The 14,683-nt window shown below is 48.5% G+C and carries 12 protein-coding genes and 1 other annotated feature; of the genes, 6 read left to right on the forward strand and 6 right to left on the reverse strand.

What is annotated here, in order from left to right:
* Positions 1-11: 11 nt before the first annotated feature.
* Positions 12-1,331, forward strand: coding sequence for a glutamate-1-semialdehyde 2,1-aminomutase (locus CRO25_RS16260; RefSeq protein WP_079695716.1), 1,320 nt, complete (start codon positions 12-14; stop codon positions 1,329-1,331).
* An 86-nt stretch (positions 1,332-1,417) separates the two neighbouring features.
* Here the strand turns inward: CRO25_RS16260 and CRO25_RS16265 are convergent, their stop codons facing one another.
* Complete coding sequence (locus tag CRO25_RS16265; protein WP_079695717.1) at positions 1,418-2,812, reverse strand: PLP-dependent aminotransferase family protein; 1,395 nt, start codon at positions 2,810-2,812, stop codon at positions 1,418-1,420.
* A gap of 176 nt (positions 2,813-2,988) precedes the next feature.
* Here CRO25_RS16265 and CRO25_RS16270 point away from each other — a divergent pair, with 176 nt between their 5' ends.
* The 5 genes from CRO25_RS16270 (at position 2,989) to CRO25_RS16290 (ending at position 9,194) form a co-directional block, all read left to right on the forward strand.
* A complete protein-coding gene (locus CRO25_RS16270) occupies positions 2,989-3,924 on the forward strand; it encodes a DMT family transporter (RefSeq protein ID WP_079695718.1) in 936 nt (311 codons plus the stop codon).
* A gap of 27 nt (positions 3,925-3,951) precedes the next feature.
* Positions 3,952-4,254: a binding site (T-box leader), on the forward strand.
* 161 nt (positions 4,255-4,415) lie between these two features.
* Positions 4,416-5,414 (forward strand): tryptophan--tRNA ligase, encoded by a 999-nt coding sequence (gene trpS / locus CRO25_RS16275; RefSeq protein ID WP_256863666.1) that lies wholly within the window; start codon positions 4,416-4,418, stop codon positions 5,412-5,414.
* A gap of 69 nt (positions 5,415-5,483) precedes the next feature.
* On the forward strand, positions 5,484-6,590 hold the full coding sequence (locus CRO25_RS16280) for an endospore germination permease (RefSeq protein WP_079695719.1): 1,107 nt from the start codon (positions 5,484-5,486) through the stop codon (positions 6,588-6,590).
* The gene (locus CRO25_RS16285; RefSeq protein ID WP_079695720.1) at positions 6,571-8,040 is read left to right on the forward strand and encodes a spore germination protein; all 1,470 of its coding nucleotides are present in this window, start codon (positions 6,571-6,573) and stop codon (positions 8,038-8,040) included. The genes CRO25_RS16280 and CRO25_RS16285 overlap by 20 nt, the downstream gene beginning before the upstream one ends.
* Positions 8,037-9,194 carry a Ger(x)C family spore germination protein gene (locus CRO25_RS16290; RefSeq protein WP_079695721.1) on the forward strand — a complete coding sequence of 386 codons (1,158 nt, stop codon included), beginning with the start codon at positions 8,037-8,039 and terminating at the stop codon, positions 9,192-9,194. The genes CRO25_RS16285 and CRO25_RS16290 overlap by 4 nt, the downstream gene beginning before the upstream one ends.
* A 77-nt stretch (positions 9,195-9,271) precedes the next feature.
* Here the strand turns inward: CRO25_RS16290 and CRO25_RS16295 are convergent, their stop codons facing one another.
* The 5 genes from CRO25_RS16295 to CRO25_RS16315 form a co-directional block, all read right to left on the reverse strand.
* Positions 9,272-9,682: a sensory rhodopsin transducer gene (locus CRO25_RS16295; protein ID WP_079695722.1), complete on the reverse strand. Its 411-nt coding sequence runs from the start codon at positions 9,680-9,682 to the stop codon at positions 9,272-9,274.
* 450 nt (positions 9,683-10,132) lie between these two features.
* A complete protein-coding gene (locus CRO25_RS16300) occupies positions 10,133-11,245 on the reverse strand; it encodes a rhamnogalacturonan acetylesterase (RefSeq protein ID WP_097115792.1) in 1,113 nt (370 codons plus the stop codon).
* Between the two features lie 186 nt (positions 11,246-11,431).
* The gene (locus CRO25_RS16305; RefSeq protein ID WP_079695724.1) at positions 11,432-12,271 is read right to left on the reverse strand and encodes a carbohydrate ABC transporter permease; all 840 of its coding nucleotides are present in this window, start codon (positions 12,269-12,271) and stop codon (positions 11,432-11,434) included.
* A 2-nt stretch (positions 12,272-12,273) separates the two neighbouring features.
* Complete coding sequence (locus CRO25_RS16310) at positions 12,274-13,176, reverse strand: carbohydrate ABC transporter permease (protein ID WP_079695725.1); 903 nt, start codon at positions 13,174-13,176, stop codon at positions 12,274-12,276.
* Between the two features lie 141 nt (positions 13,177-13,317).
* The gene (locus CRO25_RS16315) at positions 13,318-14,601 is read right to left on the reverse strand and encodes an ABC transporter substrate-binding protein (protein ID WP_063568057.1); all 1,284 of its coding nucleotides are present in this window, start codon (positions 14,599-14,601) and stop codon (positions 13,318-13,320) included.
* Positions 14,602-14,683: the final 82 nt, after the last annotated feature.

The following is a 14,683-nucleotide window of genomic DNA, read 5'->3' on the forward strand; positions in this document are numbered from 1 at the left end:
GAAGTTATCTTATGAATCCATCACGTTCCCGTTCCGAGCTTTTATACGAAGAAGCACTTCAACATATTGTAGGAGGTGTGAACAGTCCCTCCCGCTCATTCAAAGCGGTGGGTGGCGGTGCACCTGTATTTATGAAAAAGGCGCAAGGTGCGCATTTCTGGGATGTCGACGACAACCGTTATATCGATTATCTCGCAGCCTACGGCCCAATTGTTACAGGACATGCTCACCCTCATATTACCCAAGCGATTACCGAGGCAGCAGCCAATGGTGTACTGTACGGTACGCCTACGGAACTTGAGATCAAGCTCGCCAAAATGCTGAAGGAAGCCATTCCTTCAATGGACAAGGTTCGTTTTGTAAACTCCGGTACAGAAGCGGTCATGACCACCATCCGGGTTGCCCGCGCCTACACCAAACGTAATAAAATCGTGAAATTCGCCGGATGTTATCACGGTCACTCCGATCTGGTCCTTGTGGCAGCAGGTTCGGGGCCTTCCACGCTGGGTATTCCAGATAGTGCAGGTATTCCAACGAGCATTGCGCATGAAGTCATCACGGTACCTTTCAACGATCTGGACAGCCTGAAAGCAGCTCTGGAGCGTTGGGGCGATGATGTCGCTGCAGTCATGGTTGAACCGATTGTCGGCAACTTCGGTATGGTTATGCCGGAACCTGGCTTCTTGGAAGGACTCTGTGCCATGACTCGGGATAACGGCTCACTCGTTATTTACGACGAGGTCATTACAGCCTTCCGTTTCCACTATGGCTCCACACAGACGTACGCGGGACTGGACAATCATGCGGAGATCGAACCGGATCTGACTGCACTTGGCAAAATCATCGGCGGCGGTCTGCCCATCGGTGCTTACGGCGGTCGTAAACAGGTTATGGAGCAGGTTGCTCCACTCGGCCCGGCCTATCAAGCCGGAACGATGGCTGGTAACCCTGCGTCTATCTCTGCGGGTATCGCTTGTCTGGAGGTTCTGCAAGGCGAAGGTGTATATGCCGAGATGGAACGTCTTGCAATTGATCTGACAACAGGACTTAAGGCTTCTGCGGATCGTCATGGCATTGCATTAACCATTAACCGAATTCGTGGTGCCTTTTCCACCCACTTCTGTGACCATCCGATTACGAACTATGATCAAGCCCAGAATACCGATGGGGAACTGTTCGCTTCCTTCTTCCGTCATATGCTGAATCGTGGCATTAATCTGGCTCCTTCCAAATATGAAGCCTGGTTCCTGACCACTGCACATACGGACAAGGATATTCAAGAAACATTGGAAGCCGCAGAAGCTTCCTTCAAAGCTATGGCTCAGGCGTAAACCGTTATCTAACAATTCACACGTCGCAGCACAGCATGTCACTGAAATTAAATTAATCACATGAAATAAAGGCGTCCCACAAGCGATTATTCCGCTTGTGTGGACGCCTTTTGCAGTTTCATTATCTCCTCACGGATAATCCTCAGCCCTTCCTTGATCCGTTGCTTAGGTACATTGGATATGTTTAACCGCAGCATTTTATCCTGATGTACCTCCTGTGCACCCTCCGGAAAATATCGTTCTGTTGTATCGGCAATCACTCCCCGTTGCTCCAACCGGGACAGCAAGACCTTGAGCGGCATATCCTTAGGCAGTGGCAGAACCGTATGCTCCCCTCCTGTGCGTGGTGCATTCACAAACGGAGCAAAGTCCGGGTAAGCATTAAGCTGTTGATACAGCTTGTTCATCCGGGCAGCATAACGACTGCGTATGACTTTGCCATGGTGGGCAAACATCCCGTTACGGATGTAGACCTCAAGTGCTGCCTGGGATAGTACGGCGGTGTCAATATCGAGCATTTTTTTGTATTTACTAAACGATGCAGTAAGACTTGCAGGCATAATAGCCACGCCAATCCGCAGGCCGGGAAACAGGATTTTGGAGTAACTTTTCAAATAAATGACTCGCCCTTCTGTATCATAGGACCATAATGGGTCCTGCTTCGTGTTCTCTTCCAAATCAGCCAAGAAATCATCCTCTACCAGATAGACATCGTAACGCCGCGCCAGGCGGATCAATTTTTTCTTCTCAGCTGCCGTAAGGGAAGTCCCAATCGGGTTGTGAAAACGCGGCATAACATAAAAAAATTTGATGTCTCCTTCGCAGAACTGTCGTTCGAGCGCGTCCCAATCCAGGCCCTTCATAGAGCGTGTGACACCTGCAATTTGTACATTCAGTCCTTGTAAAAGAGAAGGCATATTATGATAACCCGGCAGTTCCAGCATCACCTGTTTTTTCCCATTTGGAAAAGGCATTAACGCCAGCACAGCTAGAGCTTGCTGCACCCCTGAAGTAATAAAGAACTGCTCCTTCCGGGCAAACACCTGATAATCGGCGAATTGCTTCTGCAACAATTCAATCAAGGAAGGCAAGCCTCTCTCGGTTCCATACAAAAACAAATCCGCCTGTTTCTTCTCCATTGCCTGATCCACACAATGGCGAAAATCGGAATAAGGGAATACACGCGGATCAGGAGCTGCGGAGGCAAAATCCAGCGGTCCCTGCCACTCTCCATCCTCCACTTCGGCTCCATTCTGTACCGCATAATACCCGGACTGAGGCACCGCATAGACCAGATGCCGCTCTTCCAGCGACTCATACGCACGTATGGCTGTACTCACACTACATTGATACTGCTCAGCCAGAACACGCACAGCCGGCAGTTTGATTCCTTTCTCCTGCCATTGTCCACTGTTCTGCTGCCGCAATTGGTCCTGAATCCATTGCTTAAGTGATTCGGCGATGATTTCGTATTTTCTCATTGGATTCTGCCACTCCTCCGACTTCAGCATTACCTTAAGTGTACCGGTACAATAAACGTTTTTGTCTATTGTACCACTATTGGTCTGGCAGTATATTGAATAAGGTCAGACAGCGTACGCAGCAACATATGCGCCGCTGTAGTAGTAAAGAAAAACCGTATTATTGGAGGAAACCCATGAACAATACTCAAACTAGAACATACGCATATGTAGCAGCTATTTTATATGCAGCCATTATTGGTTTATCCTTTTTATTTGTCAAAATGACGGTGAGTGTCGCACATCCAATTGATGTACTTGCACATCGTTTTGCTTTGTCATTACTCGTAGTCAGCATCCCTGTCATTTTCGGATGGATCAAGATCAAGCTAACCCTTCGTGATCTATGGCGTATCATTCCGCTAGGGCTGCTCTCTCCTGTATTGTTCTTTGCCTTTCAGGCATTCGGGCTAGTCTCGTCCAACTCATCGGAAGCAGGGATTATCCAGGCGATGGCCCCCGTATTCACACTTGTGTTGGCCTCTATCTTTCTAAAAGAACGTACATCCCTTTTGCAAAAACTGTTCCTGCTGTTGTCCGTGGCGGGTGTAATCTTTATTTTCTTGATGAAAGGGAGCGGGATGTCGGCAGGCAACTTTAAAGGTATTGCTTTACTGCTGCTCTCCACGGTGTGTTTTGCAGGTTATGGTGTATTGGCAAGACCCTTAGCGCAGAAATATAAACCGATGGAATTGACCTGGGTGACCCTGATGGTTGGATTTATCGTCTTCAACGCAGCTTCTCTGATTCGTCATGCGTCGAGCGGAACCATGATGGATTATGTGAAGCCACTCGGAGATGCATCTTACCTAGGAGCACTGGCCTATCTGGCTGTCCTCTCCACCATGTTCTCCACGCTGCTGGCGAGTTATGCCCTGACTCATCTGGAAGCTTCCAAAATGAGTGTATTTAGTAATTTGTCCACACTCATCTCGATTGCTGGCGGAGCCTGGATATTGCATGAACCAGTCCATGGATACCACTTTGTTGGAGCCTTGCTGATCATTGCAGGTGTGCTTGGCACCAATATGAGCGGAAGAAAACGCAAGCTGGTCAATCCAGATAAAGCATGATACAATGTGAAAAATTATAAACGGATGTTATCAACAATGATGAAGAGAAGTACACAGGACAGGATACCTCAGAGAGCCGGCGGATGGTGTGAGCAGGTGTATCGGTCATGTGGAAATGGGCTTCGGAGTTCCGAGTTGAACCCTTTCTGCCACCTGTACTCAGGAGCGCGGATCGTCAGTAGGCAAGGCGGCATGTTCAGCCGTTATCCATGGACAGGATATCGACAAGGAATATGTGGGCTTCCTGCATATATTTATCCGTATCCCTCAAGTGGGCCGCAACAGCGGCCAATTAAGGTGGCACCGCGAAGCATAAGCCTCGTCCTTCTATTCTGTTCCCGTCTGGGAAACAGGATGAAGGACGAGGCTTTTTTGATTTATGTATGTACCCAAAACTGTTGCAGGCTGAAAGGAGGTGATGGTCGTGGAAGACGGCTGGTGGCGTCAGCAATTAAGGATCGAAAAATCACAACATCAAAGGAGAATGAACCATGAACATGAACAAGAACAAAGACATTATTTTAACCGGGGACCGGACAACCGGACAGCTTCATCTCGGCCATTACGTGGGCAGCCTGCGCAGTCGGGTGCAATTACAGGATGAGTACAAAACGTATATTTTACTGGCTGATGTACAGGCGCTTACGACCCACTATGATCAACCGGGGCTGATTGCAGACAGCGTGCATCAAGTGACACTCGATTATCTTGCCGTAGGTATCGATCCCAATAAAGCCACTCTGTTCATCCAGTCGATGATTCCGGAAATTGCCGAGCTGACTGTCATATTCTCCATGTTTATCACGGTGAACAGTCTTCGGCATAATCCCACGATTAAAAACGAAGCGCGTGACCGTGGCTATAAGGATCTCTATTACGGATTTCTCGGTTATCCTGTCAGTCAGGCTGCGGATATTGCGTTCTGCAAAGCAACCCTTGTTCCGGCGGGGGAAGACCAGATCCCACATATCGAAACAGCGCGGAAACTGGTCCGGCGGTTCAATGAATTATATTCGCCAGTTCTGCCTGAACCACGTATTCTGACCGGAGAACGGCTGGGCGGACTGGATGGCGTGGGCAAAATGAGCAAAAGCATGGGCAATGCCATCTCGTTGAATGCTCATCCTGATGATGTGTATGCCAAGCTGGCCAGGGCAAAAACCGATCCTGCCCGCATTCATCGTTCTGACCCGGGACATCCGGATATTTGTCCGGTATTCGCCTATCACCAGCTGTTTCGAAAGGATCAGGCCGCTGAGATTCATGCGAGCTGTAGTGACGGCACCATTGGTTGTAAGGATTGCAAGATGATTGCAGGCACTGCAATTAACGAACTGCTCTCCCCTTTCCGTGAACGGCGAAATTACTATGAACAACGTGGACATGAAGTAAAAGAAATCCTCGTGGAAGGCACACGCCAGGCCCGTCAGGCTGCACGTGAGACGATGCTTGAGGTTCGTGAAGCAATGGGGATACGTTATTTCGACTAACGGTATGAGAAGGCTTGATCACGTTAACACTGCTGAGAACAGTATATTGGGAAAAGAGGTCCCCTCAGCATGAAACCAACACAGCCTTCTTTTTTGCAAGCCATGATGTTAATGATGTTATCTGTCGGCCTGATCAGTCACGTCCTGATCATCCCTGCCCTTTTGTCTTCGGCCAAAAGAGATGCATGGATATCCGTTCTGTTGTCTGCAGGGCCTTATCTTTTATTCACTCTAATGCTTGCCTATGTCTCTCGTTTTCTCCAGCACCAAACCCTGCATGAATGGCTGACTTCCCATCTTGGCAAGCCTCTTGGCATGCTGTTTCGGGTGGGAAACAGCCTCTTTTTTCTGTCCGTGATCTACTTCACTCTGCATGATACCACCACTTGGGCCAAAACCAATTACCTGACGGAGACGCCAATATTGGTTACAAGCATTGCTCTGATGTCTCTCTGTGCCTATGCGGCCTATAAAGGAATACGCTCTCTGTCATTTACAGCAGGATTGATCCTGCCCCTGGTTGTGCTGCTTGGCTTCTATGTAGCTATCGTCAATACACAGTACAAGGATTACAGTCGTCTGCTGCCTTTGCTTGAACATGGCTGGCATCCCGTGCTTCATGGCACAGTCTACAGTCTTGCAGGCATGTTTGAGTTGCTGTTCATCTGGTATCTGCAGCCCCACCTCTCCAAACGGATACGTGTATGGCAGTACCTGATGCTCGCGTTAATTATCGTTGGGCTGACACTTGGCCCACTCATTGGGGCGATCGTGGAATTTGACCCTTTTGAAGCTGCCAAAATGCGATATCCCGCCTTTGAAGAATGGCGAATTGCGTCATTGGGCAAATATATTGCCCAGACTGATTTCTTTTCCATTTATCAGTGGCTCGCCGGTTCTTTTACCCGGATTAGTCTGGCCATGTATATTGTAGTAGAAATTTGGAATATTAAGAGCGCCTCCAGAAGGATTATATGTTGTGCCACTCTTGGCGTCTTTTTTATTCTTACCATGCTGTATCCTCTGGATGATATGACATTCGAAAAACTGCTTGTCCAATACATATTCCCGTTCAATCTCGTGTATCTGAGCGGACTAGCGGTGGTTGCAACAGCAGTTGCATACATCAGTTCACGCCATCAGAGGAGGAAACATCATGGAGCACCAAACGATTGACACCACGTCCCATGAAACGCTGCTTGCCTCTTTCGAAGAGCAGTTCAGTCCCTGCGCAGATGTTGTTATTCAAAGCTTTCCTGCCAAAGATGAAACCGGTATGTCGGTGATTATGCTCTATTGCGACGGTTTGGTCGATGGTAAACAAATCAATCAGTTTATTATCCCACGGCTGGAACAGCATTCTCTACATGAAGAAGAAGCACATCCCAAAGAATTGGGGTTAACATTGAATCCGGTGGATGATCTCACAGATACAGAGAATTTAAATCTGCTGATTTTCAGCGGACAATTACTGCTCATTTTCGGAAATGGTGATCAATCCTGCAGTCTAGATATCGCGAGTATACCTGGAAGAACCCCTGAGGAGTCGGCAATCGAGTCATCGATTAAAGGGCCTCGGGATGGGTTCACTGAGGAGTTATCCGTGAATATTGGCCTCATTCGCAAACGAATGAAAACCTCTTCCATGTGTTATGAGAAATATGTTAAAGGTGGTCGTACCCAGACCTCTATTGGTCTGTTGTATGTCAAAGACATTATTAACCCGGATATTCTGAAAGAAGCACGCCAAAATCTCGACCAAATTGAAATCGATGGCATTCTCGGTACCTCTATTATGGAACGTGCCATTATGGGGGGAATTCGCAGCATCTTCCCACTCACGGATAATACGGAGCGACCCGATTATGTCGTGGACTCCCTTTTAAATGGGCGATTTGCGGTTCTCATTGAAGGTTCACCAGTAGCCATTATCGCTCCAACCACTCTGTTTAATCAGTTAAAATCGCCGGAAGACGAGAGTACCCCTTTTTTCATTGTTACTTTTGAGCGAATTTTGCGCATTTCCGGATTACTGATTGCCTGCTTCTTTCCTGCCTTCTATATCGGCCTGACTAGTTTTAATGTGGAGCAGATCCCCTTGCCTCTGCTTGCAACCATTTCGGGTACACGGATGGGTCTACCTATGCCAGTAACGCTGGAAGCATTTTTAATGATATTTATGTTTGAGCTATTTAATGAAGCCGGCCGCCGACTCCCACGAGCCTTGGGACAAACCGTCAGCGTCGTAGGTGGGCTTATTATCGGAGATGCAGCTATTCGAGCAGGAATTACTTCCCCCACGATCATTGTCACGGTGGCTATTTCAGTAATCTCCAGCTATATCTTGGTGAATACCGTGCTTAGTGGGGCTACTGCTCAAGTCCGGATTGGGATGCTAGTCATTTCTTCCATTCTTGGATTATTCGGTTTCATGATTGGACTACTTGGTCTGCTGGTGCACCTCGTATCCTTGGAGTGTTATGGCGTCTCATACCTGTCACCTGTCTCTCCTTATATTCCCGGCGACTTCACCCAAGCCGTATCCATGCCCCCTTCTATGAAACGGACCAAGCGCCCAGCTGTACTCCATACACAGGATTCCACTCGCCGGAGGAAAGGCTCGTGACAAGATGGATGGCTAAAGTTAGCTTGTTAATAAGCTGCTTTATCCTGCTGACCGGGTGCTGGGATTCCAAAGAGGTTCAGAGTATTAACTTTATCACGGCTGTAGGAATAGATTATGTAGACAACCAATATGTTGCTTACGCCCAACTCATTGATTTCTCCAGTATTGCCAAGCAGGAAGGGCCCACTTCAAGGCAAGCAAGTGATATCTGGATCGGACGGGGTGAGGGTTCTACGCTGAGTATGGCTATTGATGATCTATATCAAACTTCTCAGCAACAGACGTTATGGACCCATGTAAAAGCGATTGTCTTATCCAAAAATGTGTTGAATGGACGGCTGGAAGATGTCTTTAATACACTGTTGCATTCAGGCCAACTGAGATATACCCCATGGCTCTACGGTACAGAGCGTAACATTACAGATGTACTCGCTCCCTCTGCACTGCTGAACCAATCCGCCCAGACCATAGAGCTGTTTGAACCGATGAAGCTGTATAAGCAACATTCCGGTTATGAACCCATCCGGCTTCATCAGCTCCTTGACGGATTTCGGGAGCCTGCTTCAGTTATTCTTTTGCCTTCCATTACCAATCAGAACGAGACCTGGTTTAACAGAGAAAAAGCCCCCCCGCTTATTAGGATGGATGGGTTTTACGTCATTTCAAATGGTAAAAGTCAAGGCAGGTTAACGGGCAAAGATGCTGATGGCACACGATACGTGAATTATGACCGCGTCTTTCAATATCCGCTGTATGTATACAGCAACGGGAGCAAAACGCCGGAGCTGACGCTTAGGCTTAATCACCCAAAGACCACGATTAAGGCGAGGAAAGAAGGAAACGGTGTAACATTCGACCTGGTTACGTCGGTTAAAAGCGCCATCATCGAGGATCATAACTCTCATCGCTCTCCCCATGTTATGGAAAAGGAAGCGGAGAAACAGATTGAGTCCGAAATTCGCAATACGTTTGAGAAAACCAAAGCACGCAAGATTGATTCCTACGGTTTTGTGGAACATCTATATCGGCATGATCTCCCCCTATGGAGACAGGCGGTATATAAACGGGCCAACCCACTTGAGGGGTTTAAACTCGGTAAGGTCGAGGTTCATGTGAAAATCCTCAATGCCAGTACGTATAAATACGATGAGTAACGCAAAAAGACGATCAGCAGCCTGCAGTCCATGCAAGGTTACGGGTCGTCTTTTCATTTCATAATTAACATAACGTCTTATCCCAATGGAAACGCCATAACACTCATGAGTGCCAATTCAGGCTGAGTGGTATCCAGACGACTGTACTGTATGATAACAGGAACATCGCTGGAGACGGTAATTGCATAGGGTACTCCAGGAGGGATGAGTTGTTCACCCGAACTCAACGACGCTGTCCGAATATGCTTTGTTCTCCGCGCAGGCACCTCAGCCACGATGTCTTCGAGCGGTTCCCTAGTTTCAAAATAGATCGTTATTTGCAGCTGTGCATCCACTGTGCCTGTATTTAGCACACAAATGCTCTCGTGACTCTCCAGTGAGCCCGAGCTGTCCGGTGGAATGTAACCATCGGGGATCACCCAGTAGGTGTGACCTGTCGAAGTGGAAGATGTTTTATGTGCTGAAGTGTTCGTCTGATCCTGTGCCATTAAATAATTCCTCCTTTGCTAATGTAATATTTAGTTAAACGCACGGGGGGCTCGTGGTGCAGGCGCTTCGGTGGGCGGATCGGGCTGTGGGCCGCTGTTGGCTCGGGATTTCTTTTATTCCCCCCTCAGCAGGGGAAATCCCGCTCCAAAGGCGGACGCTTCGCTCCCTCTGCTCCGATTCCGCCCTCCTTCGCTGCAACGCTCGCCATGGCTTTTTAAAGGCTTATTGCCTTCGCTATGTTCGCTGGGCAACTTAAGAGCAACCTTGCTCGTTACTTCGTTAACTCGCTTAATAAAAAGGCTGCTTGCGGGGCAGGCGCTTCGGTGGGCAGATCGGGCTGTGGGCCGCTGTTGGCTCGGGATTTCTTTTATTCCCCCTCAGCAGGGGAAATCCCGCTCCAAAGGTGGACGCTTCGCTCCCTCTGCTCCGATTCCGCCCTCCTCCGCTGCTTACCTCAAATACATTTGCAGCGGCTGCAGTCGCAGCTCGCGGATGGCTTCCGCCACCTGCATGGCTAGGCGACGGGCACCGCGCTCCTGAAAATGCGTGTTATCCTCCACGCCTGCTGGGAAGTTCACGTACTCACCCGGCAGCACCCACATGAAATCCTCCTTGCTGCCTTCAACACCCGCTTGCTCGAACAGGATGCGGCTTCGCTCTGCCAGGTCGATCAGCGGCACCCCTTCCTCTTCCGCCAGCTCACGCACGGCGACGATATAATCGCCATGGGTGTCGGTCAATGTGCCGTCATCAGCGAAGTAACGCCGATGCACCGGTGTCACGAGCACCGGACGCGCCTTAGCTTCGCGGGCGGCATCGATATACTTTTTCAGATATTCCTTATATGTTGTGAAAGGCTCCGTTCCCCGGTCAGGGCCCGGCTTCTCATCGTTATGTCCAAATTGAATAAACAGAAAGTCTTCCGGCTTAATTTTCTCCAGAATGGCATCCAATCTGCCTTCATTGATGAAACTGCGGGAGCTGCGTCCAGACTGGGCATGGTTATCCACAGCAACATCATGTTTGAACTGTGCAGGCAACAGCTGGCCCCAGCCACAGTATGGATATCCACTTTCCGGCTGATCCGTCACGGTAGAATCACCAGCGATAAATACAGTCATCGTCTGATTGGCAAGCGTGATCTCCAATGCATTCATCCGCGGCGCAGGACCGGAGAAGGATAGTCGGAGCTTTCCGCCACGAACCACAACCGAGAATCGAACCTCTGCACATTGCCCAGGAACTGTACGAATGGTTGGCAGCATCAATCTGCCCTCTCCGGCTTTGATTCTGGTGATCGTCTCCGCCAATTCATCCCCTGCAATTAACAAGACCTGATAGGTTCCATCAGGTACATCAACGATGAAAGATGCCTTGAGCGGAATACAAAAGCTTGAACGCAATCGGGCAGACACATTGGCCTGCCCTTGTTTGCCGTTGTTTGCCCTACTGGAATTCGATACTTCGTCTTCACTTATCCGTTGTTTCTCATACACAAGGGAGCCGGATTCAAAACCGTATTCTCCCTGTTCTTCATATGCAGTGCTGGCAGACACTTTCAAATAACCCTCAACCTCACCTGCACTGCCAGAGTCCGGTCCAAAATTGAACTTCCAGTGGGTAACGGCCTCTTCACCGCCCTCTGCTGTTACCTCCGTGGCAACAGCCTGACTACCCTGGGCCTTATTCAATAGGAACAACCCCCTTGTTCAATATGCTAATCCAGGTTTGGATCCAGTGAATATCGTTTATCCTTTCAGTCCGCTGGTGCTCATGCCCTGTACAATTTGTTTCTGGAAAATAAAGAACACGGCTACAACCGGTACGAGACTCACAATGGACATCGCGAACATCGCTCCCCAGTTGGAGGCAGACTCACTGTCCAGGAACATTTTCAGCGCCATGGAGACCGTATATTTATCCGGCGAGTTCAGATACAGTACTGGACCGAGCAGATCCTCCCATCTCCAGTAGAAGGAGAAGATCGCAGCCGTTGCGAGTGATGACTTGATGAGCGGCATAATAATCTGTACATACAGTCTGAATTTATTACATCCATCAATGGTAGCTGCCTCATCCAGCTCTTTTGGAATCGTACGAATGAACTGAACCATCAGGAAGATAAAGAACGGCATCCCGAAGAACGTAGGTACAACGATCGGCAGAATGGTATTCAACCAGCCAAGCTTCGTGAAGATAATATATTGGGGTACAAGTACAACATCATGCGGCAACATCAGAGTTAACATCATCAGGGAGAACCAAAAGTTACGTCCTTTGAAGTTAAGTCTGGCAAAACCAAAGGCAATCAGCGATGAGGACAACACGGCACCAACCGTAGAGATGACCACAATAACGAGCGAGTTGGTGATGTAATCCATAAACGGTCTTCCGCCTGCGCCTTTCCAGCCATCCGCATAGTTACTCCAGATCCATTCCGTAGGGAACAAGGACTCGGCAGTTACGAAGATGGTACGACTTTCCTTGAATGAGCTGAAAAGCATCCATAGAACGGGATAGAGCATCAGGAGGGCCAAAGCTGCAACGAACAGGTGATAGATGGGCCATTTCACATTTCTCCAAACCATCGTTACTTCCCTCCTTCGGATTCATAAAACACCCAGAACTTGGATGTCAGGAACACCGCGACTGTGAGTATACCGATCATAATAAGCATGATCCAGGCCATGGCCGAAGCATAACCCATGTTGTTAAACATAAACGCCTGACGGAACAGATACAGCGAGTAAAGCATCGTACCGTCCATTGGACCGCCCTCGCCTTTAGAGATGATATATGCAGGTACGAAGGTCATAAATGCACCGATGGTTTGCATAATCAGGTTGAACAGAATGATTGGACTGAGTAGCGGTAAGGTGATACCAAAAAATTTACGTACCGGGTTGGCACCATCCACACCTGCTGCTTCGTACATCTCGGGAGATATATTTTTCAGACCAGCCAGGAAGATGAGCATGGAAGATCCAAACTGCCAAACAGATAACGAGATCAGCATAACCAGAGACGCATTCGGATCACCAAACCAGCTAATTGGCCCAATTCCGATTGCCGTTAATGCACTGTTGATGACACCTTCATTACTGAAAAGGTTACGCCACATAATCGATACGGCCACACTACCACCGATTATGGATGGCAGGTAGTACAAGGTACGATACGTTCCGACCATACGGGATCCCGTATTCAAGATCATGGCTACGAAAAGTGCGAAGACCAGCCTTAGAGGTACACCAATGAACACGTACAGAAACGTTACTTTAACCGAATTCCAGTACTTCGGATCATCAAAGAACATTTTGGTATAGTTGTCCATCCCGATCCACCGTGGGGAAGTGAACAGGTTATAACTCGTAAACGACATGTATAGGGATACAAACATCGGAATAAGCGTAAAGCACAGAAAGCCGATGATAAAAGGACTAATAAAAGCATACCCGGTTAGGTTTCTACGCAACGACGAATATTGCCTCAACGGAACGAACCTCCTTTATTGATCTGCTTGCTTTCCGCAACCTTGCTTCGAGCTACTGGACGGGGAAAGGCCCTCGCGGTATGCGAGTAGCCCTGTTCCCGTCCATCCCGGTAATGGGATGAGCAAGCGATCATTCAACTGTTATTTATTGTTGGCAAGAACGGCTTCGGCATTTTTGCGGAATGTCGCTGCTGCTTGTTCCGGTGTAACCTTACCAAAGTTCAGTTCCTCCACAACATCCGCTAGAGAAGCAATGACTTCCGGCGAACCTACCGGTGGTGGTGAGCTCATTGGCGAAGCCTTAGGCTCCATGGACGCTACGAAGTCAAATACCTGTTTCGTTGCATCACTCAACTCAGGAGCGATAGCTTCTTTGATTTTGCCCGAAATCGGCACACCGCGCTCGCCTTTGATCAGTTTGTTAGCTTCCACATCGTTCACCCAGAAATCGATGAATTTAGCTGCTTCTTCCTTCACTTTCGAGTTCGATGTTACAGCCCAGTACATACTTGGCTGCATATAGAGTCCTTTTTCCATATCCGGTCCAGGCATTGGTGCAATCTCCAAAGGACGATTAGCTACCTGCTGCAAGGCCACAAACTGGTTGGACCATTGCCATACGCCAATTCCTTTTTCCTTAACCAGATCGGATTCCTCAATAATACCTTTCGTCTGGTTAACCAGATCCGGTGAAGGTGCAGCTCCCTGCTCAATCATCCGCCGCATGAGTCCGAAGAACTCAACGAATAGTTTGTCGTCATCATAGCCAAGACCCGTTCCTTCAGCATTGTAGAGGGACAGTCCTTTGGTCCGCAGGAAATAGTGGAAGAAGATATCCGGCGCTACGCCCCCATCCAAAAAGAGTCCTTTGGCAGCCGTTTGCTTGCCAAGCTCTTCATACGATTCCCAAGTCATATTTTCGGGAATGGCATCCACACCCGCTTTTTTGAGCAAAGCCGGATCATATTGGAAACCCAGTACGTTAACACCAGCAGGTACTCCATATTGTTTGTCGTTGATAACGCCTGTGCTGATTACGTTCTCGGATACGTCATCTACTTTAATCTGGTTTCCGAGATACGGGGACAGATCTTCGAGCTGTCCGTTCTTTGCATATTGGCTGATGTAGGAAATATCCATCTGAACAATGTCCGGTAGTTGATTAGCTGCGGCTTGTGGAGCGAGCTTTTTCCAGTAGTCATCAAATGAGGCGTATTCCACGTCAATTTTGACATTCGGGTTTTTCGTTTTGTACAGGTCAATGACCTTCTGTGTGTATTCATGACGTGCATCTGATCCCCACCATGCGATACGAAGTGTTACCGAACCATCCCCAGATGTTCCGCCCGATTCTCCGCTGCTGCTGCATGCCGTTGTTAATACCAGCAATGCCGCCATCATCAGGAATATCGCCTTTTTCACCATGCCAATCTCCCCTTTTATGTTGAAATGGTTGTGTGAACGAGTTACCTTTCAATCTCTGATAACGCTTTCACGAACTTTATAT

This window comes from Paenibacillus sp. RU5M (genome assembly GCF_900221055.1).
Lineage (GTDB): Bacteria > Bacillota > Bacilli > Paenibacillales > Paenibacillaceae > Paenibacillus > Paenibacillus marchantiae.

Bases quoted from the DNA above. Each gene is read 5' to 3' on its own strand.
- CRO25_RS16260 (WP_079695716.1), top strand. From the start codon at position 12: ATGAATCCATCACGTTCCCGTTCCGAGCTTTTATACGAAGAAGCACTT.
- CRO25_RS16295 (WP_079695722.1), bottom strand. From the start codon at position 9,682: ATGGCACAGGATCAGACGAACACTTCAGCACATAAAACATCTTCCACT.
- CRO25_RS16270 (WP_079695718.1), top strand. From the start codon at position 2,989: ATGAACAATACTCAAACTAGAACATACGCATATGTAGCAGCTATTTTA.
- CRO25_RS16265 (WP_079695717.1), bottom strand. From the start codon at position 2,812: ATGAGAAAATACGAAATCATCGCCGAATCACTTAAGCAATGGATTCAG.
- trpS (WP_256863666.1), top strand. From the start codon at position 4,416: ATGAACATGAACAAGAACAAAGACATTATTTTAACCGGGGACCGGACA.
- CRO25_RS16285 (WP_079695720.1), top strand. From the start codon at position 6,571: ATGGAGCACCAAACGATTGACACCACGTCCCATGAAACGCTGCTTGCC.
- CRO25_RS16315 (WP_063568057.1), bottom strand. From the start codon at position 14,601: ATGGTGAAAAAGGCGATATTCCTGATGATGGCGGCATTGCTGGTATTA.
- CRO25_RS16305 (WP_079695724.1), bottom strand. From the start codon at position 12,271: ATGGTTTGGAGAAATGTGAAATGGCCCATCTATCACCTGTTCGTTGCA.
- CRO25_RS16280 (WP_079695719.1), top strand. From the start codon at position 5,484: ATGAAACCAACACAGCCTTCTTTTTTGCAAGCCATGATGTTAATGATG.